Source organism: Fundidesulfovibrio terrae (genome assembly GCF_022808915.1).
Classification (GTDB): Bacteria; Desulfobacterota; Desulfovibrionia; order Desulfovibrionales; family Desulfovibrionaceae; genus Fundidesulfovibrio; species Fundidesulfovibrio terrae.
In genome coordinates this window covers 148,120-169,177 of the sequence record NZ_JAKZFS010000001.1, presented here as the reverse complement: position 1 = coordinate 169,177, position 21,058 = coordinate 148,120, and the positions used below count along the sequence as shown (strand labels likewise).

Annotated in this window: 16 protein-coding genes; 1 reads left to right on the top strand and 15 read right to left on the bottom strand. The window is 65.9% G+C overall.

Annotated elements, in window-relative coordinates; translation table 11 throughout:
• Positions 1-24: 24 nt before the first annotated feature.
• The 3 genes from ML540_RS00800 to ML540_RS00790 are packed head-to-tail and all read right to left on the bottom strand — an operon-like array spanning position 25 to position 4,250.
• On the bottom strand, positions 25-900 hold the full coding sequence (locus ML540_RS00800) for an EamA family transporter (protein ID WP_243357882.1): 876 nt from the start codon (positions 898-900) through the stop codon (positions 25-27).
• Positions 901-918: 18 nt separating this feature from the next.
• Complete coding sequence (locus tag ML540_RS00795) at positions 919-2,088, bottom strand: glycosyltransferase family 4 protein (protein ID WP_243357880.1); 1,170 nt, start codon at positions 2,086-2,088, stop codon at positions 919-921.
• Positions 2,088-4,250: an SDR family oxidoreductase gene (locus ML540_RS00790; RefSeq protein ID WP_243357878.1), complete on the bottom strand. Its 2,163-nt coding sequence runs from the start codon at positions 4,248-4,250 to the stop codon at positions 2,088-2,090. Before ML540_RS00790 ends, ML540_RS00795 begins: the two co-directional genes overlap by 1 nt.
• 281 nt (positions 4,251-4,531) lie before the next feature.
• Between ML540_RS00790 and ML540_RS00785 the strand changes: the two genes are divergently transcribed.
• A complete protein-coding gene (locus tag ML540_RS00785; protein WP_243357875.1) occupies positions 4,532-7,027 on the top strand; it encodes an ATP-binding protein in 2,496 nt (831 codons plus the stop codon).
• Between the two features lie 109 nt (positions 7,028-7,136).
• Here the strand turns inward: ML540_RS00785 and ML540_RS00780 are convergent, their stop codons facing one another.
• From ML540_RS00780 to nifE, 12 genes are all read right to left on the bottom strand, one after another.
• Positions 7,137-8,270, bottom strand: coding sequence for a DegT/DnrJ/EryC1/StrS family aminotransferase (locus ML540_RS00780; protein ID WP_243357873.1), 1,134 nt, complete (start codon positions 8,268-8,270; stop codon positions 7,137-7,139).
• Between the two features lie 57 nt (positions 8,271-8,327).
• Positions 8,328-9,215, bottom strand: a complete 888-nt coding sequence (locus tag ML540_RS00775) for a decaprenyl-phosphate phosphoribosyltransferase (RefSeq protein ID WP_243357871.1) — start codon at positions 9,213-9,215, stop codon at positions 8,328-8,330.
• Between the two features lie 54 nt (positions 9,216-9,269).
• Positions 9,270-10,010, bottom strand: a complete 741-nt coding sequence (locus tag ML540_RS00770; protein WP_243357869.1) for an HAD family hydrolase — start codon at positions 10,008-10,010, stop codon at positions 9,270-9,272.
• Positions 10,007-11,011, bottom strand: coding sequence for a phosphotransferase family protein (locus ML540_RS00765; RefSeq protein ID WP_243357867.1), 1,005 nt, complete (start codon positions 11,009-11,011; stop codon positions 10,007-10,009). Before ML540_RS00765 ends, ML540_RS00770 begins: the two co-directional genes overlap by 4 nt.
• A 259-nt stretch (positions 11,012-11,270) precedes the next feature.
• Entirely contained in the window at positions 11,271-12,323 is a 1,053-nt protein-coding gene (locus ML540_RS00760; RefSeq protein WP_243357865.1) for a DsbA family protein, read from the bottom strand.
• 197 nt (positions 12,324-12,520) lie between these two features.
• Complete coding sequence (locus ML540_RS00755) at positions 12,521-14,326, bottom strand: methyl-accepting chemotaxis protein (protein ID WP_243357863.1); 1,806 nt, start codon at positions 14,324-14,326, stop codon at positions 12,521-12,523.
• A 547-nt stretch (positions 14,327-14,873) separates the two neighbouring features.
• A complete protein-coding gene (locus ML540_RS00750; RefSeq protein ID WP_243357860.1) occupies positions 14,874-15,581 on the bottom strand; it encodes a hypothetical protein in 708 nt (235 codons plus the stop codon).
• Positions 15,582-15,648: 67 nt separating this feature from the next.
• Positions 15,649-15,951, bottom strand: coding sequence for a hypothetical protein (locus tag ML540_RS00745; protein ID WP_243357858.1), 303 nt, complete (start codon positions 15,949-15,951; stop codon positions 15,649-15,651).
• The gene (locus ML540_RS00740) at positions 15,948-16,547 is read right to left on the bottom strand and encodes a hypothetical protein (protein ID WP_243357856.1); all 600 of its coding nucleotides are present in this window, start codon (positions 16,545-16,547) and stop codon (positions 15,948-15,950) included. The genes ML540_RS00745 and ML540_RS00740 overlap by 4 nt, the downstream gene beginning before the upstream one ends.
• A 205-nt stretch (positions 16,548-16,752) precedes the next feature.
• On the bottom strand, positions 16,753-18,024 hold the full coding sequence (gene nifB / locus ML540_RS00735) for a nitrogenase cofactor biosynthesis protein NifB (protein WP_243357853.1): 1,272 nt from the start codon (positions 18,022-18,024) through the stop codon (positions 16,753-16,755).
• Between the two features lie 10 nt (positions 18,025-18,034).
• Positions 18,035-19,462: a nitrogenase component 1 gene (locus ML540_RS00730; RefSeq protein WP_243357851.1), complete on the bottom strand. Its 1,428-nt coding sequence runs from the start codon at positions 19,460-19,462 to the stop codon at positions 18,035-18,037.
• Positions 19,459-20,856, bottom strand: coding sequence for a nitrogenase iron-molybdenum cofactor biosynthesis protein NifE (gene nifE / locus ML540_RS00725; protein ID WP_243357849.1), 1,398 nt, complete (start codon positions 20,854-20,856; stop codon positions 19,459-19,461). Before nifE ends, ML540_RS00730 begins: the two co-directional genes overlap by 4 nt.
• Positions 20,857-21,058: the final 202 nt, after the last annotated feature.

Genomic DNA, 21,058 nt, shown 5'->3' with positions numbered 1-21,058 from the left:
GAATCCTTTATAGCTTCGCGGGGGTCAGCGCCCCGCTTTCGCGGAGCGGACTCCCGGCATGACGATCACGGCCAGCCCGGCCATGATGAGGACCATCCCGAGCAGGCGCTGGGGGCCGAACGTCTCGCCCATCACGAGATAAGCGCAGGCCGCCCCGAACACCGGGATCAAAAGCGAGAACGGGGCCACGGCGCTGGCGGGGTACGTCTTGAGGAGCTTCCCCCAGCCGCCGTAGCCGATGATGGTGGCGCAGACGGTCAGATACAGCACCGAGCCCACGCCGCTTACGTTCATGTGTGTGAGCGCCTGCGTGATGCGCTCGGGCCCCTCGAACACGAAGGACATGGCCAAGAGCGGCAGGGGCGGGATGATGGAGAGCCACGCGATCAGCGGCAGCATGTCCGCCTTGTCCGCGCCGCGCATGAGGATGTTCCCGATAGCCCAGAAGAACGACGCGGCCATCACCAGCGAGAAGCCCAGCACGGACACGCCGTCGCTCCCGGCCGTGAGCGCGATGAACGTCAGCCCGGCCAGGGCCACGCAGGTTCCCATCATCTGCCGCGAGCTCGGGGTCTCGCCCAGCACGGCGGCCGCGAGCACGACGGTGAAGAACACCTGGGTCTGCAGCACCACCGACGCCAATCCCGGCGGCATGCCCACGGCCATGCCCAAAAAGAGCAGGCTGAACTGGGCCACGAACCAGGCCAGGCCCAGCGCGATCATCCGCTTCCAGGATATGTTGGGACGCGGCAGAAAAAACGCCGGAATGGCCGCGAGCACGAACCTCAGCGCCGCCAAGAGGATCGGCGGGAACGACTTGAGCCCGATGGTGATGACCACGAAGTTGCCGCCCCAGAGGGCGGTCACGACGAGGGCCAGAAGGATATGTTTCGGCTTCATGCCTGACCTATGAATCTTTTACGCCCGCGCCTTCTCGTAGATCTTCTCCAGCTTGGCGGCCACGGCGTCCCAATTGAGCTCCGTCTCGATGAGCCTTGCCGCGTTGGCCTGGATCGCCTCCCTCCGGGCCGTATCCGTCAGCGCCTCGGCGATCCGGTCGCCGAAGGCCGCCGCGTCCGTCACGGGGGCCACGTAGCCGCAGTCGTGCTCGGTCAGGAACCGCTCGATCTCGCCCACGGCGTTGGAGACGATGGGCACGCCCGAGGCCAGGTAGTCCCCGAAGCGGATGGGGAAGCGGGCCTTTTCGATGGGGTCGTCGTCCATGGGCAAAAGCAGCGCGTCGGACGCGGCCAGGTAGGCGGGCACGTCCGCGGGCGGCTTCTCGCCCAGGCGGATGATGTCGCCGCCGGCGCGCGCCAGATACGGCTTCAGGCGCTCCTCGAAGCTCGCGGGGATGTGCATCTTGCCGAGGAACGCGAGCTTCAGCCCGGGCACGATGGAGCGGGCGCGCTCATAGGCGTCCAGCAGCAGGAAGAGCGACTCGGTGTAGGTGTGCCCCATGGAGAGCACCAGGGGCGCGCCGGCCGGAAGCCCGGTGACGGCGCGGGCCGCGTCCCGGGACAGCGGCGAGCGGGCCATGGTGGGGCAGTTGGGAATGTAGTGGATGCGCGAGTCGGGCACTCCGGCGGCGCGGAAGCTGTCCATAAGCATGCTGCTGGCTGCGGTGCACTGCCGGGCCATGCGGGGAAGGTTGTCGTTGAACCAGCCCACGAGGCGCTGGTAGGGGCCGGGGTGCTGGTTGGCGAAGCCGCCCTTCCAGAGGTCGTCGTGGTCCAGCACCAGCTTGAGCCCCGGGCGCAGATAGCGCGCGGCCAGGGTGGGCACGGCCATGGGGTGCAGCGGGAAGGCGAAGGTGTGCAGCACGTCGTAGCTGCCGAAGAGCGTGTAGGCCGTGTTGTAGAGCATGCGCAGGGTGTGCAGGGTGTGGAAGCCGCGCAGCTTGTACTTGGGCAGGAGAACCGTGGTGAGGCCGTTGTCCACGCGTTTGGTGGTGGCCAGGGTGTCCTCGCGGTTGGCGCACAAAAGCGTCACCGTGTGGCCGCGCCGGGCCAGCCCGCGCGCCAGATGATGGCAGCGGAAATAGGTGCCGTAGTTCTCGACGTTGTGGTTGAGAAAGAGGATGTCCATTAGAGATTCGTCCGTTTGAAGAGAAATTCCGGCAGGTTGCGGATGATCCACATGATGGGCCGCCACACGGCCAGGGTGTAGACCGAATCCTTTCCGGCGCGCCACGCGGCGTGGACGTCCTTGGCCGCGCGCTCGGGCGAGGCGGTGAGAAAGCCTGGCAGGTCCAGGTGGGCGGTCATCTTGGAGCGCACATAGCCCGGGGTCACGGTGAGCACGGGTACGTTAGATGCGAACAGGCGGTGCCTGAGCCCCGAGAGGTAGGTGGTGAGCCCGGCCTTGGCCGCACCGTAGGCGTAGTTGGACTTGCGCCCGCGCTCGCCCGCCACGGAGGAGAGGCCTATGATGAAGCCCTCGCGGCGCTCCTCGAAGTCGCGGGCCACGGTCTCGAGGATTGAGGCAGCGCCCATGAGGTTCACGTCAAGGACGCGCAGGGGGTCGGCATCCTCCAGCAGGCCGAAGGCCAGCACGGCTCCGTCGGGCTTGTGGGGGAGGCTCTGGTAGAACGAGGCATGGGAGGCGGTGTCCGTGGCGTCGAAGACGGCCACGTCCACCTCGACCCCGTATTGGCGGCGGATCTCGGCGGCCTTGGCTTCGAGGGCCTGGGTGTCGCGCGAGGCCAGGATCAGGTCCGCGCCCTCGCGGGAGGCGAACTCCCGGGCGATGGCCAGGCCGATGTCGGAGTTGGCCCCCAGCACCAGCACGCGCGAAGCCTTGCGGGCTTTCTTGGGCGCGCCGCCCAGGGTGTTCTTGAGCAGGCGCAGGCCGAAGCGGAAATAGTTGGCCAGGATGCGCCTGTCGGACCCGGCCTGGAGGAGCTTGCGCCAGATGTAGCTGGGGCGCAGGTGGAACCCAAGCAGGGTGTCGCGCCTGAACTTCTCGATCTCGGGCATGGACAGGGCCACGGTGCCCACGGTGGGGGCGTTGAAGTAGTCCTTGCCCAGCACCGATTCCTCGATGAGCCCGCAGGCCACGGCCTCGGCGTGCAGCTCGGTGCCGGGATAGGGCACGGCGATGTGCAGCTCCAGGAAGTCGGGGTCCAGCTCGAAGATGTGGCGGCGGGTGGCTTCCAGGTGCTCGCGGGTCTCCCAGGGCATGCCGACGAGGAAGAAGCCGAAGGTGAGAAGGCCCGCTTCCTTGGCCCACCTGGCGGCCTGGACGTTCTCCTCCAGGGTGGTGCCCTTCTTGGTGCGGGCCAGAGTCTCGGCATGGCCGGACTCGTATCCGAAGGCCACCAGCCAGCATCCGGCCCGCTTCATGGCCTGGAGGGTCTCCAGGGACAGGGGCTTCACCTTGGAGTTGGCCACCCAGCGGACCTTGCCCGCCAGATCGGAATCCAGGATGGCCTGGCAGACCTTGAGGGTCCACTTCTGGTCGATGGTGAAGGTGTCGGACTTGAAGAAGAAGTCGCGGATGCCGTGCACGTGGTAGCACTCGCGCATCTCGGCCAGGATGTTCTCGGGCGAGCGCAGCCTGAGCTTTACGCCCGAGATGGTGGGCGTGACGCAGAAGATGCAGCGCGAGGGGCAACCGCGCGAGGTGGCGATGGTGGCCTGGGGCTCGCCGGTGTCCGGCCTCACGTAGAGATGGTTCTCCATGAGGGCGCGGTCCGGGAAGGGGAGCGAATCCAGGTCGGTCTCCCAGGAGTCGAAGAAGGTGCGCTTCCAGGCTCCGCCGGACTTGTAGAGAATGCCCCGGATGGCCGGGATGCCCTCGGGAGCGAAAAAGTGGGCCTGGACGAGCTTGCCCACGATGAAGTCGCTCTCCAGCCCGATGAGATAGTCGGTGCGCGAGAGGTCCAACTGGTCCAGCAGGCCCTCTTCCGGATTGAAGAAGATGGCCCCCTTGAGCATGACCATGAGGTCCGGGCGGCGCTCCTTCAGGGTGGCCACCAGCGAAAGGTCGCGGAAGATGGTGGCGTTGGTGATGGAGACGAACACGGCGTCCGGGGCGAAGCGTTCGAAGTCGGCCAGGAGGTCTTCCAGGGAGCGCAGACTGGTCTGGTAGTCGCGCAGGAACACCTCGAAGCCGTGAGCCTTGAGGGTGGCGGCTGCGTAGCCCAGGTCGTTGGGGGCGCGCATGGTGGTGGCCGTGGAATTCTCCACGTTGCCCTGCGAGCGGTCCTCGCCGCGTTGATAGAAGCGGCCGGGCGGATAGAAGAGCATCACCCGCTTCGGCCGAAGGGATGTATCTGGATTGTGCATGCGCCGGGGAAGTTGGCCGGATTGGAGCGTGACGTCAAGGGATTCGTGGGGCCTTGCGGATGCCCCAGGGCCGGGGCGGCGAGAATCTCTTGGGGGGGTGATCGTAAATTTCGATGGAAATCGTTGCAGCCCATCATGAAACGAGCTAACAATTTGCGTAATATCCGTTGGCTTTTGAAGCACCGAAACCATCTAACGAGCGCTGTGGCTGTTTCGAAGCTCACCTGCCATCGGGGGATCTCGTGCGCGATCTGGAAAAGACCAAGGAACAGCTCCTCGCCGAGTTGGAAGAAGCGCGCCGGTTGATCACGGGCTTCGCGGCCGGCGAAGCCGCGCGCAAACGGTCCGAGGAAAGCGCTCTGCGGAATACCCCCTGGTTCATGAACGTCCTGGATGGGGGGTTGGCCTGGCTCCCCCGCTGGGCCATCTATGCCATCGCGGCGTCGGTCACCCTGGCCACGCTTTGGGTCAGGGCGCAGCTCTCCGAGTTCCTAAATCCCCGGCCGGTGTTCATCCTGTTCGTGCTGCCGGTCATCCTGAGCGCCTTCCTGGGCGGCTGGTGGCCCGGAGTGCTGTCCACGGTCATCGCCGCCCTCGGGGTCAATTATTTGTTCCTCTCCCCGACAGCAAGCCTCCGTATCACTGATCCCGGCGACGTGGTCCTGTGGGTCCTGTTTGTCGCGGGCGGCCTGGTGATCAGCGCCCTGTGCGAGATGCTGCACCGGTCGGTGAACTTCCTCTGGGTCGAAAAGGAGGCCTTGAGAGCGAACGATCAGGCGTTGCGGGAAAGCGTGCAGCTGGCGAAGCAGCGAGCGGCTGAACTGGACTCCACCCTGAACGCCATCGCCGAGGGACTCATCGTCTACGGCATGGACAGACGGATCCTGCGCCTGAACCCGATAGCGGAGCGAATCCTCGGATACACGCAGGATCAAATGGACCTTCCCGCCGAAACGCGGCTTTCCGCCATCGCAATCACCACCGCCGACGGAACGGCCCTGCCCCTGGACGACCTGCCCCCTTTCCGGGCGCTCCGGGGGGAGACGGTCACGCAGATGGAGATGTGCATCCGCCGCAGGGAGGGCCCCCTTCACTGGATATCGGTGAACGCGGCCCCGATCCGCGACGAGGCGGGATCCGTCACCGGCTCGATCCTGACCTTCCAGGAGACGACCGAACGCAAGCGAATCGAGCAGGATCTGCAGCAAAAGGACGACGAGCTCAGCAAGGCCCAGCGCATCGCCCACATCGGGAGCTGGTACTGGGACACGGAAACCGGCGCCCTCACAGGGTCGGACGAATTCTACAGAATCTACGCCCTGGACCCCTCGCAACCCTTCCCCTCGTTCGACGAACAGAAGGGACGGATCTACACCGACGAGAGCTGGGAACGCAAAAACGCGGCCGTCCAGGAAGCGTTGCGCACGGGGGTCGGCTACGAACTGGACCTGGAGGCCTACCACGACGGGGAGCTGATCTGGGTCACCACGCGCAGCGAGGCCGTGCGCGACGCCCACGGCCGGATCATCGCCCTTCGCGGAACGGTCCAGGACATCACCGAGCGCAAGCGCCTCGAGACCGACCTGATACGGACCATGGCGCAGGCCGAGGAGGCGACCCGGGCCAAGAGCCAGTTCCTGGCCAACATGAGCCATGACATACGCACGCCCATGAACGGCATCCTGGGGCTCTCGGAGCTGATCCTCTCGGAGGCCGTTCCGGCCCGCGTCAGCGAATACGTGCAGCTGATCAAGCAGTCGGGGCTCAACCTCCTGTCCATCATCAACGACATCCTCGACCTGGCCAAGATCGAAGCCGGAAGGGCCGAGCTCGAGCACAAGGCCTTCGACCTGCGCGACGTGGTGGAATCCACCCTGGCCCCCCTGGCCCTCACGGCGCAGGACAAGGGCCTGCGCTTCACCTACTACGTGGCCCGGGACGTGCCGGGCCAGCTCGTCGGCGACCAGGGCCGCCTGCGCCAGATCCTCACCAACCTCGCGGGCAATGCCATCAAGTTCACCTCGCAAGGGCAGGTGGGCATCTCGGTGGAGCTTGAAGAAACGCCCTCGCCCGAGTCCGTCCGCCTGCTCTTCAGCGTCTCGGACACGGGCATCGGCATCCCTGCGGACATGCAGGAGAACATTTTCGCCAGCTTCACCCAGGTCGGGTCTTCTTCCCACCGGCAGTACGGCGGCACGGGCCTGGGCCTGGCCATCTCCAAAAGCCTCGTGGAGATGATGGGCGGGACCATTCGGGTCGAGAGCGAGGAGGGCACGGGCTCGACCTTTTCCTTCGACATCACCCTGGAGCTTGCCCTGGGGCATGAGCGGCCCGTCCCCGTGCAACAGCCGGCCGCGCCGACCGCGCCCGGCAATCTCCGCGTCCTGGTGGCCGAAGACGACCCCATCAGCCAGCGCCTGATCGCCGAGCTCCTGAAACAGCGCGGCTGCCGCGTCGAGGTGGCCGGGAACGGGCTCGAGGCGGTGGAGAAGCTTGCCGGGGCGGACTTCGACCTGGTGCTGATGGACGTGAACATGCCGGACATGGACGGCAGGACGGCGGTTGCCGCCATCCGCCGTGGAGAAGCCGGAAAGGACAAGTCTGGCATCAAGGTCGTGGCCCTCACGGCGCACGCCCTCAAGGGCGACAGGGAAAGCCTCCTGGCCGCGGGCATGGACGACTACCTGTCCAAGCCCATCGACATGGATGAGATGGAGCGGGTCCTGACGGGGGTGTGACGGAAAGGGGCGATGGTCGGGCCGGGCGTCACCCTGGCGGCCTGCCGGACCGCGCCCTGCGGCAGAAATAATCCCCGGCGCGGTCCCCTCTCCCCTCTCCCCTCTCCTCTCAGCGCATGGACCCGCCGAAGGAGCGTACCGCGTCGATGACCATGGCGACCTGGTCCGGGGTGAGCTCGGGGCGGATGGGCAACGACAGCGTGGTCAGGGCCAGGGCCTCGGCTTCGGGAAAGTCGCCGCGCCTGAGCCCCAGCCTGCGGAACCTGGGGTGCAGGTGCAGGGGCACGGGATAGTACAGGCCGGTGCCCACGCCCTGCTCGTCCAGGTAGGCCCGCATGTCGTCGCGGTCGGGAATCATGATGGTGTAGATATGGCGGTTGGGCGTGTTGCCGGGCAGCACGGCCAGGGGCTCGGTGTAGCCCGTGCCGGAGAGGGCCTTGTCGTAGACGGCGGCCACGATGCGGCGCCTGGCGTTGTGCTCGTCGAGACGGGGCAGCTTCACCCGCAGGGCCGCCGCCTGCAAGGCGTCCATCTGGGAATCGGCCAGCTCGACCTTGCCGGTGTAGCCGATGCCCAGGCCCTGGGCCCGCACCTGGCGCACCGCGTCAGCCAGTTCCGGATCATTGGTGGTGACGGCTCCGCCCTGCCCCAGGGCTCCGAGGTTCTTTTCCGGCGAGAAGCTGAAGGCCGCCGCGATCCCGAAGGACCCGGCCTTGCGCCCGCGCGCTTGCGAACCGTGCGCCTGGCGGGCGTCCTCCACGATCAGAAATTCGTACTTGCGGGAAAGCTCCTCCAGGCCGTCCATGTCGGCGCACTGCCCGAACAGGTGCACCGGGATGACCACCTTGGGTCGCGCGGCGGCATCGTCCTTGAGGCGGTCCTCCAGACGGTTCAGGTCCATGAGCCCGGTGGAGGCGTCCACGTCCACGAATTCCAGGCGCGGCCCGGTCTGCAGCACGGCGTCCGCCACCACGGGCGAGGCGTTGGGAGTGGTGAGCACCACGTCCTGCCGGGCGGCCCCGACGGCCGCCAGGGCCAGACCCAGCGCGTCCGTGCCCGTGCCCACGGCCACGCAATGGGAAACCCCCACGTAATCCGCGAATTCGTCCTCGAAGGCGGCCACCTCTTCGGCGGCCATGAGCGCGCCGCTGTCGAGAATCCGGGCCAGCGCGCCGAAAAGCTCGCCCCGCTGGGCGAGATTAGCCTCGACGAAATCGAAGTAGGGCACCACCGGTATGACCATGAAGCCTCCCTAACGGATAGCGCACATGATTTCCAGCACTTCCTTACGGATCGACCGCTATTTGAAGGCGTACAGGATCAGGTAGCATGAGGCCACCCACAGAAGAATGCATACCTGGATGAACGGGTCGCGCAAGAGCACCTGAGTGGGCGAACCGGACCGCTGCTCCACGAAGGTGATCTGCATGTAGCGCAGGATGCCCGCCACCACCCACAGCGAGGTCAGGTAGAGCTGCTCGGTGCCGTGCTTGGCCATGACGTCCGGCGAGAGGGTGTAGAGGATGTAGCTCACGATCACCACCCCGGCCATCACCGCCATGCACAGGCTCACGAACTCCAGCGAATAGCCGTCCAGGCACTTGCGCGTGCGCGACCCGCAGGCGGCCAGCAACAGGTCGTCGCGGCGCTTGGCCAGGCCCAGGAACAGGGCCAGCAGGAAGGTCATGATGACGATCCAGTGGCTGGGCGTCACCCCGGAGGCCGCCCCGCCCGCGAAGATGCGCAGCACGAAGCCCAGGGCGATGCACATGAGGTCCACGATGGCCATGTGCTTCACGCCCAGGGAATAGGCCGCGTTGATGGCGAGGTAGCCGAGCACGATAAGCGAGAAGGCGCGTCCCGGCACCAGCGGAGCCAGGGCCAGGGCCGAACCGGCCAGCACGGCCAAAAATCCCCAGGCCAGGGGCGGCGACACCAGTCCCGAGGCGATGGGCCGGTTCTTCTTGGTGGGATGCTCGCGGTCCTGCGGGGCGTCGCGCAGGTCGTTGAAGACGTAGACGCAGCTGGCCGCCAGGCAGAACACCGCGAACGCGACGATGGACGCCCACACGGCGGACGGGTCGGAGAGCTTCCAGCCGAAGAAAAGCGGCAGGAGCACGAACAGGTTCTTCAGGTACTGGTGCGGACGGGCCAGCCGGATGAGGCCCCTGGCGACGGTGATGTTCATGGCTGCCGCCGTTCCTATCCTGTTTGCTCCAGGATGGAAACCGGGCGGGAGCGGTCATTGCGCCTCGAGAAAGGCGATGGCCTGGCGGAGTTCGGCGAACTGGTAGATGATGTAATCCGGCTCGGCCCCGGCGGACGCCTTTCTGCCTTGGTTGGAGGAGAAGAAAATGGTCTTGAGCCCCATTTGCCTGGCCCCGTAGACGTCGCGGTACATGTCGTTGCCCACGAACAGGACGTCCTGCGCCTCCAGGCCGAGCCCGTCCAGGGCCATCTGGAAGATCCGCTTGTCGGGCTTGCGGTATCCGTAATCGCCCGAAACGACGATGGGGTTGAAATAGCCGTCGATCCCGACCGCGCGCATCTCCGGCACGGCCCAGGCGCTCTGCGCGTCGGACAAGGCCGCCAGCTTGTAGCGAAGCATGAGCTCGTCCAGGATGTTCCTGACCTCCGGATAGAGATCCAGGCGGATGCGGGAAATGCCCCGGTACATCTCCGCCAGCACGTGCGGCAGCAGGCGCAGCGTTTCCCGGGGCAAGGCCCGGCAGGCGGCCGGCCTTCGGTCGAGGAATTCCCGCCACACCTTCACCGCGTCGAACTCGGGGTACTCCTCGGTGTTTGCGCGACGCTGCTCGTCCATGATCCGGTAATACTCGTCGCGCAGTTCCCGGCGGCGGATGGAAATCCCCTGGTAGGTCAGGAAGTGGCTGATCCCCCGGTAGATTTCCTCCATCCCCTCATCGGTCAGGATGTCGATGAGCGTGCCGTTGATATCGAAAATTATCCCCTGAAATTTCATGGCAATGCCCTCAGCGTCTGCTTGGCCTCATGAACAAGCCGCCAGCGATAGTGTTGGTCGATCCAGGAATTGCGGGCGATCCGCAGGAGCGTGATGCCGATGTAGAAGGGGGCGCGCCGGGTGATGGCCGAGAAGGCGCTCATCCGATCCGGAAAATGGCGGCAGTATTCCCAGAGAAAATGCCCGATGAAGGGTTCCGCCCCGCCGAAGCCGCCCGTCCCCTGGCAGAAGAAATGCTTGAGTTCGCCGCAGAGCCTGCCCAGGTCGAACACCCTGTCGGCCCATTGCATCCGCTCCAGGTCGATGGCCATGACGTGGTCGCCCCCGCCGAAGAGGAAATTGGACGGAGTGACGTCGCCATGCGCCAGCACCGCGCGGTCTTCCCACATGCAGCCGCGCTCGCGCCAGGCGTCGCGCAGGGCGTAGAGCTCGTCCGAATGGTCGCGCCCCATGCCCCGCTTCGCGACCAGCGAACCGATGAGCCGCCCCGTGTAGGCCCAGGCGTCGGTGAAGACGACCCCCCAGTCCTTCGCCGTCCGGTTGTGCATGGTGGCCAGGAAATGGGCCAGGCTCGCGAGCTTGCGGTACAGCCGGTCGCGCTCGCCCTGGTGGATGGCCTGGTTGATGACCGCCCCCAGCACCTGGCCCCCCAGGTGTTCCATCACCAGGAGCCCGCCGATGTCCGCGTTGTACCCCAGGGGCCGGACCACGTAATGCGGCGGCGAATCGAGGCCCAGGGAGCGCAGGAAGACGAGATTGTTGTATTCCGTCTCGCCCTTCATCACCCGGTCCGGGCCGCGCCGCTCGGGATAGAACTTGCCGACGACCCGCGCCCCGCTGCGCTTTTCCGCGTACAGGTACACGTCGCGGGAACAGACGGACTGGAACACGCGAAATTCCGGGTCATGCCGGGACACCCCCAACTGGGGCAGGATGTCGTGGCGCAGGTAGCCGTAGAGGGGGTCCATGCGGGACACATGGCCGAGATACCTGCCGTTCATGGGCAGACCTCGAGCCGGGGCTTCCCTCCAGCCGGATTCGTTTCCACGGCCCCGAAGAGCCGCCCGGACGCTTCAGGGGCATCGGTCCGGCCGCGACGGCCGGGCATGGTCTGTATTCTTGTTGGAGCCATTGCTCCATGCGTAACAGACTTTCGGCCCAGGTCATACCGATTGTTGCGGTTCCCGCCGTTCGAGGCGCTCTCCCGGGAGCTTCCGGAGGACGTTCGCCTCCGGAGGGCCGGGGCCTAAGCCCCGCTCGTCACTTCCCGGCGCCCGCCAGGGCCTCGTCGATCATGGCCTTCAAGTCTCTCAGGGGCATGGACCCCGAGCTTATCTTGCCGTTGACGATGAACGTGGGCACGGCGTTGATGCCGGCCTGGGCACCCTCGCGCAGCTCGTGCTCCACGGCGTCCTTGCGCGCGCCGGAATCCAGGCAGGCCCGGAAGGCCTTGGCGTCGAGCTTCAGGTCCTCGGCGATCTTGGTGAGCGTCTCCGGGTTGAATTCGCCCTGGAAGCCGAACAGGGCGTCCTGGTAGTCCCAGAAGCGGCCCTGGTCGGCGGTGCACAACGCGGCCTCGGAGGCAATATGCGCGTCCTGGTGCATGGGCAGGGGGAAGTTCTTGAACACCCAGCGGACTTTCGGCCCGTAGAGCTTCATGGCCTCCTCCACCACGGGGTGCACCTTGCGGCAGGCCGGGCAGCGGAAGTCCGAGTATTCGATCACCGTGACGGGCGCGTCGGCCGGTCCCTTGGCCTGGCTGCCGGCCAGGGAGATGGCCCCCACGTTGGGGGACGCCCCGGCGGACGCGGGCGCGCCGCGCACCACCAGGGTCTGCGGCGGGCACATGCGCGCGATCATGCCGTTCTCCCGGCTGATCGCGGCAGCCGAGACAACCAGGGCCAGAAGCGCCAGGGCCAGGGCGCGCCAGGACTCTCCCCCCCCCAAGCCGAACAGGCCCGCCAGCACCAGGACCACTGCGGCGTTGCCCAGGCAGAAGAGGCATGCGGCCCCAAGCGCCCACATGATCGCCACCAGGGTGATCTCCACGCCGATCCCCACGGGGATGAGCCAGGGCACCCACTCGCGCCTGGCGAGCAGGGCGAAGGCCAGCATCACGTAGAACGCGCCGCCCCAGGACCACAGGGGCGCGGCCAGCAGGGAGAAGGAGGCCGTCTCCCGGCAGCCGCCCGTGAAGGCCGCGCACCAGGAGCCAAGCCAGGGGACGTATTCGGCCGCGCCGGAAAGCCCGGACAGGACAAGCCCCGCAAGAGCGGCGCAGAGCATCAGGATATCGCGCTTGGACAACGGCATGGATTCACCTCGCGTTTTCGCGCCGGACGCTCCCGGCGTGACGGGAGGGCCATAGCCCAAGGGGCGGGCCGAAACAAGCGTGGGCCGCGGCGTTCCGGAACCGATCCGGAAACCGCGGCCCAACAGCCTGTAATGACAGGCTGAATCTTCGGGACGCCCCGGGGTTCACGGGAGGGGGGCGCCCGGCCTCACGAGCCTCAGACGGCCAGCGCCCGGCGCCCGGCCTGGGCCACGGCCGTCCCTCCGGCGTCGAGCATCCGTTCGATGATGCCCTGGATGCCTCCGGCCTGCCGCGAGAGCTCCACCACCGCCTGGGCGGACTGGACCATGGCCTGGGAGGTCTCCGAGGATATCTGGTGGATGTCCTCCACGGCGCGCCCGATCTGCTCGCTGGCGGCGGCCTGCTGCTCCGAGGCGGAGGCGATGGCCCGGACCTGGTCCGTGGCCTCGTCCACCAGGCGCACGATCTCCGTGAGCGCAGCGCCGGAGCGGTTGGCCGAAGCCGTGGTCAGGGTGATGGCCTCAACCGAGGCGTCCACCTGCTCGATGTTCTCGCGCGCGCCCTGCTGCACCGAGGTGATGGCCTCGGCCACCTTGGAGGTGGCGGCCATGGTCTTCTCGGCCAGCTTGCGCACTTCGTCGGCCACCACGGCGAAACCGCGCCCGGCCTCTCCGGCCCGGGCGGCCTCGATGGCCGCGTTCAGAGCCAGCAGGTTGGTCTGGTCCGCGATGTCCGCAATGACGTTCAGGATGTCGCCGATGCCCTCGGCCTGCTTGCCGAGCCCGCCCATCTTCTCCTTGAGCGTAAGAGCCCGGGCCTGGACCGCGCTGATGCCGCGCACCACGTCCTCCACCACGGCCGCACCCTCCTGGGCCTTGTTCTTGGCCATGCCGGCGGTTTCGGCGGCCCGGGCGGCGCTCTGGGCCACCTCCCCCACGGTGGCCTGCATCTCAAGCATGGCGGCGGCCGTGTCCTCGGTGCTCTGCTTCTGCTGCTGCGCGCCCTGAGCGGTCTGCTCCACCTGGGCGGCCAGTTCCGTGGAGGAGCTGGTCAGGCGGTCCACCATGCCCTCAAGATGCCCGGCCGCTCCCACGATGGCGTCGCGGCCCTGCTGGGCCTCGTGCCCTGCCTCCTCGGCCACGGCCATGGCCTCGCGGGCCTTCCTGGCCTCGCTTTCGGCCTGTTCGCTCTGCTCCCGGGCCAGGGCGATGTTTCGCTTGAGGGTGTCCACCATGGACTTGAGCCCTCCTGCCAGTTCGCCCATCTCGTCCTTGCGGGCGACGGCCAGGGGGGCGTCGTAGTCGCCCTCCTCCACCAGATGCACGAAGCGCACCGTGGTGCGGAGGGGACGCAGGATGGAGCCCCCGATCATTACCGCCACCGCCACGCCCAGGACCACGGCCAGGCTTCCCCCGCCCAGGATGGCCAGGCGGGTCTGTTCGCGGGCGTCGTTCAGCCTGGCGGTGCGTTCGGCCAGCTGGGCGTTCTCGCCCTGCTCGATATCCTTGAGGATGGCGTTGATCTGGTCCATGCGGACGCGGCCGGTGCCCTGGGCCACCAGGGCCAGCACCTCGTCCATGGACGCCTGCCCTGCGTTCACCCGGCGGCGCAGGGCCACAGCCTGGTCGGCCCCGGCGAAGAGGTCGCGGGCCACGGCGTCCAGGCTTTCCAGGCGCGAGAGCTGGCCGGGGCTGTCCTTGGCCAGGGAGCGGAACTGCCTGGCTGATTCGTCGTAGAGCCTGCGGTTCTCGGCGATGGCCTGGATGTAGTCGTCGTGGCCGGAGAGCAGATATCCCCGCACGCCCGCCATGACCCCGGGGATGCCGGCGGCCAGGGACTCCTGGGCCTGGATCAGCTTGTAGCTCTGGGTGTTTAGGCGGCTGGCTTCCACCTGGTGCTGGTTGTTCACGTAGCTTACGGCCATGATGGCCGCGAAGAGGAAGAGGACGAGCCCGAAGCCCAGGGTGAGCTTGCGGGAGAAATTGATGTCGTCGAGGAACATGGGATGACCTCCGGTGGGCGGGAAGCCCGTGGATGAAGAGAGGGGCGCGGCACGGCGCGCCTTCATACCAGGGGAGAGGGGGGATTGGCGGAGGGGGTTACGTGGGGGAGGGAAAAGGAGGCAGGGGAGACGGGCTGGCAAGCTCGACAAGGGGACCGGTTTCTCTGGGTGCTCCTATTCTATCAAAATTATCATATATTATTATATATTAAATTAATTGATAACGCTTGACGATTTTCCATACGCTTCATACACTCTTCACAAGGAGATGTTATGACGGTGTCGCCTCTGCCAGGGTATACAAAGCGGAAGCTTATCTTCCGAGTGGTCAAATGCCTGATGGTCTGGTGGATTTTCTGGAATATTATTTTTTACCTATCCAGATAGCATAAAAATGCTAAACAACAAAACTGTCCTTGAATTCGTCATTGATGCTACATGCTGCTGCATTTCTTACTTTATTGCACAATCAACATGGGATGTCATTCGCCATGTGCTCGCAATGATAAAGTTATGAGGAGGCTGACTGCGGCCAACCTCCTCATAACTATTGCTTATCCTTATTTTCAAGCTCAGGTATTCGGTGGTCGTAAATCTTGAAGGCCGTTCCAGCTGCCAAGCCAATCCCATCCGCAAGCCAATCTCCCACTACCGGAACTTTGCCCACGAACGGTTTAACAGCATACTTTGTTGTCAACCCCACCAAACCGGCTCGTGCGTCAGGGGGTAAGCGGTTGAAAGCCGAATCGGCTCTTTTCCCTGTGGGATCAACGCGGGGTGCGGCATAGCTGGGATCGTTAGGATCGATTACCCCTCCTGGGACTTGGTCGGTATAGATCGGCCCTTCCTTCTCGGCTTTCTCGCGTTCCGCCTTGGCCGCTATGTCCTTCTCAAGCTGCCCCGTCTGCTCCTCATCCAGCTTCACGTCGCCATTCGGATCGCCCGTGACCAGAACGATGCCGCCGTCCCTGCGCTGGTACAGCTTGTTGTCGTGGGTGAAGTAGTCCCCGTTGGCGAGACCGGCCTTCTGGGCGCTCTGCTGCCAGGTGTAGAGCTTCGTTTCGCCCGTGTCGGTGCCTGAGGGATTGGCGTTCGTGGAACCCGTGTCCGCTCTGCCCGAAGTCGACCCGGTGTCGGTGTTCGTCCCGACTTCGGAGCTGGTCGTGGTATTCCCGCCGGTGTTGTCGGGAAGCCAGCCGTTGTTGACCTCGAAAAGCCGCAGTTGTCCGGGGGAGTTGATGCTGTCGTCGCCCATGGTGAACCTCCTGTGAACGATTGAAATGTTGCTCTGGAAGGCCGTGCGGCACGCACGGCCGGTTGCGCTAGTTGCTCCGCGTCTCGGGCATGCTCAGCTCGATGTAGCGCAGCAGGTCGCCCTCCCTGGCTCCGCCGGATTTCACCCGTTTGACCAGGGATTTGAGCTCGGCCTGCCGGGACGCGCCCGGCAGGCGGTCGTCCATGATCCCGGCGCTCTCCAGCACCGGCGGGCTCATCCGCCCCGCCGTGGCGCGGCGCACAGCCTCGCGCGAATTTGGCGCGCTGAAAGCGTGAAGGGAATGAACCTGCTGCGTGAACACCCGGGCTTGGCCGTGCAGGCCGAACTCCTGGACGAGATGCCTCCTCATATCCACGTACATATCCAGGAACGCGCCCGAAGCGCGTTCGATCTCTTCCAGCAGGGGGCGCCTGAGCCTTTCGGAGAGGGACGGATAAAGCTTTCCACAAAGTGCTTCACGTGGGGGAACAGGGGGTCGTGGGCCTCGAGGTGGGCAAGCAGCACCTTGTTGTTCACGAACTTCCTGAGGGCGGCTTTTTGCGCTCTCTCCCTGGCCATGGCCTGCCAGCGCATCTGCCCGGCATAGTCCATGGGGTGGGGCGCAAAGGAAATGTCGGCGACGCCGTCACCGTCCAGGTCGATGCCCTCCAGATGCTCGACCATGCCGGGACGGGCCTTGAGCTGGCCGAGGACCGCCTCGAACGGCACGCAAGCCATGCCCGGGCCTGACACGACCGTCATAGCGGACTTGAGCCGCTGCACGCCGGAATTCCTTGCGGCGCGCCTGGAGAGGATTTCCTCGTCGGAGAGGTCGGACTCGCCGGGCTCGAAGCCTGCCAGATGTTCGAGATAGCGCTTGTAGCGCAGTTCATTGAGGGCCTGCTGGTCGGCCCTGTCGCTAGATTTCCCGGCCGTGCCGGGATGTTCGGGAGCGGGATAAGGCATGAGGGGTGTCCTCCGGATAGGTGTATTCTCCGGCTTCCCGCGCCGGAGTATCGCCAAGCCTATTCAGGAGGAGAAAATTTTCACCCCATATAGCGCTATGTGGGAAGAAAGATGAAAATAGTTCTCGCACGTGAAAAGCCCCTGCCGGACCATCCGGCAGGGGCTTTCCATCTGTACGCGCTTGGAACCGGATAATTCCTCGGTATCAGCAGCCCTCGCCCGAGCCGCCGGAGCAGCCGCCCATCTTGCACCCGCCGCCGCCCTTGGCCCGCAGCTTGCCGAGATCGCCCGACTTGAACACCGCGTCCAACCCCTGGGTGATGAACCCGGACATGGCCGCCACGGTGACGCCCTCCTCCTCCAGGATGGCCTGGGGCGTGTCGCCAACGCCCGAGACCAGCACGGCCCGGCAGTCGGAGAGGGCCTTGGCCAGGGTGTACCAGCGCTTGGGGCCGCCGCCGGTGGGCGGGGCCGGGCGGTCCTCGACCATCTTGTAGCCGCCGTTGCCGTCCTCTCCCCATATCTGGAAGCTGGCGGCCTCGCCCAGGTGCATGTTGACCAGCATCCCCTCCATGGTGGCCACGGCCACGTACTTGCGCGACTCGTCCATGGCCGGGACCATGGCGGAGCAGGCCTGCATGAGCCCGGAGAAGTCGCGCGAGCAGTCCTTTTCCAGAAGCCCCACGGCGTCGGCGCGGCAGCGCTGGCAGTGGCGCATCTGGGGAAGATAGGTCTCGGCCATGGCCCTGATGGCCTCCACGTCGGCCTTGCTGGGCTCGGGGACCAGCTCGAACTTGGTGTCCTTGTTGGGGATGAGCGCCATGCAGTTGAGCAGGTTCACGCCCATGGACTTCATCTTTTTGGCGATGTCCTCGATGTGGTGGTCGTTCACGCCCGGCATGATGATGGTGTTCACCTTGACGATGATGTCCTTTTCCTTCAGGCGCCGGATGGACTCCTCCTGCTTTTCCAGCAGGATGCGGGCCGCGTCCGCTCCCCGGTAGAGCACCTTGCCCACCCGGGCCCAGGAGTAGACCTTGGCTGCGATCTCGGGGTCCACCGCGTTGACCGTCACCGTGACGTGGGAGACACCGATCTCCGCCAGCTCGTCAACGTGCTCCGGCAGCTCCAGGCCGTTGGAGGACAGGCACAGGATCATGTCCGGCCACTTGGCCTTGATGCGCCGCATGGTTTCGAGCGTCTCCTTGGCGTTGGCCATGGGGTCGCCGGGGCCGGCGATGCCCACCACGGTGATGCGCGGCTCGGCCTTCAGCACCTCTTCCATGTAGGCGATGGCCTGGGGAGGCGTGAGCACCGAGCTTGTGACGCCCGGGCGCGACTCGTTCACGCAGTCGTACTTCCTGTTGCAGTAGTTGCACTGGATGTTGCACTTGGGCGCGACCGGCAGGTGGATGCGGGCGCAGGAGCCCTTGGCGTCCTTATTGAAACAGGGGTGCTTGGAGAGATCCATGGCCATGGGGGACTCCTTAAATGTACCCGTATCCGATGTCGGAGCCGGTCTGTTTCGTTTCGATCATGGCGTTGACCACCCGGTCCAGGAGCTCCTGGGCTCCCTGGTAGCAGAGGTGGCGCAGGCGCTGCCCGCCGAAGCGGTCGTGGATGGGGAAGCCCACCCGCACCAGGGGAACGTTCATCTCCCGGGCCAGGCGGTAGCCCTTGGAGTGGCCCAGGAAGAAATCCGGGGCGAGCTCCCGGGCACGGTCGGCTATGTCGTAGAAATCCACGCCCTCGGCCACCTCGGGCATCTCGGGGACGAGCCCTTCGCAGGCGGCGCGCACGGCCTTCTCGAGCCTGCCGGACCGCCCGCCCCCGGCCACCAGCACCGGGATCACCCCGATCTCGGCCATGAAGCTGGTCAGGCCCACGATCAGGTCCTCCTCGCCGTAGATGACGCAGCGCTTCTGGGACACGTACTTGTGCCCGTCCACGAAGGCGTCCAGCAGGCGGCCGCGCTCAAGCGCCCTGCGGCGCGGGGTGGGCTTGCAGGAGACGGACTCCAGGGACTTGAAGAAGGCGTCGGTCTCGCGCAGCCCGATGGGCAGGCCCAGGCGCTTGAGGGGCACGCCGAAACGCGAGGCCAGAAGGCCTCCGGCCGTGGCCGCCTCGCCGGGCTCGGAGAGGGTGCGCCCGAACTCGAACGTGGCCGGTGCTGCTCCCATGGCCTTGATGGCCTTGACCGGCGTGCCGCCCGAGGGGATTTTCTCGTAGTCCTCCACGGCGGGACCGTCCAGGGTCTCGGAGTAGTCCGGCAGGATGGTGGCCGTGAGCCCGAAAGAGGCGAACACGTCCTTCAGGTGCCGTATGTCCTCGCAGGAGACGAATCCGGGAAAGCAGTTCACGGCGGCGGTCTTGGCGTCGGCCGTGGCCAGCTGGTCGGCCACGGCGCGCACGGCGGCGGTGAAGCCCTCCATGTGGGTGCCGGAATAGCTGGGGGTGGAGACGTTCACCACCGGGGCCACGCCCAGGTCGGCGAATTCGCGCCGAAACTCCATGAGTATCCCGGGCACGTCGTCGCCGATGGTCTCGGTGAGGCAGGTGGTGGCCACGCCGATCATGCCCGCGCCGTACTTGTCCATGACGGTGAGCAGACCCTTCTTCAGGTTGGGGCCGCCGCCGTAGATGGCCTGCTTCTCGCCAAGCGAGCTGGAGGCGATGTCCATGGGCTCGCGGAAGTGGCTGATGATGTAGCGGCGCATGTAGGTGGCGCAGCCCTGGGAGCCGTGCAGGTAGGGCACGCCGCCCTCGATGCCCTTGAACACCAGTGTGGCGCCCAGGGGCTTGCAGAGCTTGCAGGCGTTGGTGGTGGAGACGAAGGGCTCGGGCTTGGGCTTCAATGGCCCGGCCTCGGCGTCCAGAACCGCGGTCGCATCGGCGATGTCGCTCTGGGAACTCATAACGCGCACTCCTTGGGCAGATCGTCCAGGCTTTCGGCCAAGGCCTTGCCCGCCCGGCGGGGCACGAAGCGCCACACCGGGCTCATGACCGTGCGGTGCACCTCCAGGGCGAAGTTGTACATGCCCACGAACCCTTCCAGGGCTTCCTTGCGCTCGTGGTTGTGGTCGCAGAATCCCACGCCCAGCTTGAAGGCGATGGGGCGCTCCTTGACGCCGCCCACGAAGATGTCCACGTCCTTTTCCTTGAGGTAGTGGGAGAGCTCCAGGGGGTTGGCGTCGTCGATGATGATGGTGCCGGGGTCGCAGATGGAGGCCAGTTCCTCGTAGTCCTCGGGGGTGCCGGTCTGGGAGCCCGCGATGGCCACGGACATGCCCAGGTGGCGAAATGCTTTAATCAGCGAGAAGGCCTTAAAGGCGCCGCCCACGTAGATGGCGGCCTTCTTGCCCTCCAGGTCTTTGCGGAACTGGGAGAGCTTCGGGTAGAGCACGGCCAGCTCCTCCTTCACCAGGGCCTGGGTGCGGGCGAGCATGTCCGGGTCCTTGTCCTTGAAGAAGCGGGCCACGGCGTACAGGGCCTCGGCCATGTCCTCGATGCCGAAGTAGGACACCTTGACCACCGGGGTGCCGTAGGCGTCCTTCATCATCTTGGCCAGGTCCATGGTGGAGCCGGAGCACTGCACCACGTTGAGCGCCGCGCCGTGGGCGCGGGCGATGTCGCCCACGCGGCCGTCGCCGGTGATGTTGGCCACCACCTGGATGCCCATGCGCTCGAAATATTCGCGGATGATCCAGATCTCGCCCGCCAGGTTGAAGTCGCCCAGGATATTGAGCGATATCGGTGAGATGTCCGACGTATCGCCCGTACCCATGAGGGTGAACATGGCCTTGCAGGCGGCCAGGTAGCCCTCGCGCTTGTTGCCCTTGAACCCTTCCGACTGCACCGGGATAACCGGGATGCCCTTTTCGGCCGAGACCTTCTTGCACACGGCGGCGAGGTCGTCGCCGATGATGCCCACGATGCAGGTGGAGTAGACGAAAGCCGCCTTGGGCTGGTGGCGGTCGATGAGTTCGGTGAGCGCCGCGTAGAGCTTCTTCTCCCCCCCGAAGATCACGTCCGTCTCCTGCAGGTCCGTGGAGAAGGACAGGCGGTGCAGCTCGGGGCCGGAGGACAGCGCGCCCCGGATGTCCCAGGTGTAGGCCGCGCAGCCGATGGGGCCGTGCACCAGGTGCAGGGCGTCCGCGATGGGATAGAGCACCACCCGCGAGCCGCAGAACACGCAGGCCCGCTGGCTGACCGCCCCCGCCAGGGAATCGCGGTTGCAGGCCAGCTTGAACGGACCCTCACCCTTGACGTGGATCTGGTCCTTGCGTTCCTCGAAGATGATGTCGGACACGGGGTAAGCCTCTCGCTTATGGTTAGCGGACCAGGTTCGTCAGGCAGGCGGCGTAGAATCCGGCCTGGATGGCGAGGCTGACGGTGAGGGTTGTGATCATTTCCAGGTTCCCGCGCAGGGTTGAAGCCGTCATGACCGCCTCCGATCGCTTGGGTTGTTTCCGGAGTGAAACCGTCTCTCTTCGGGCCGCCGTGGAACCGCT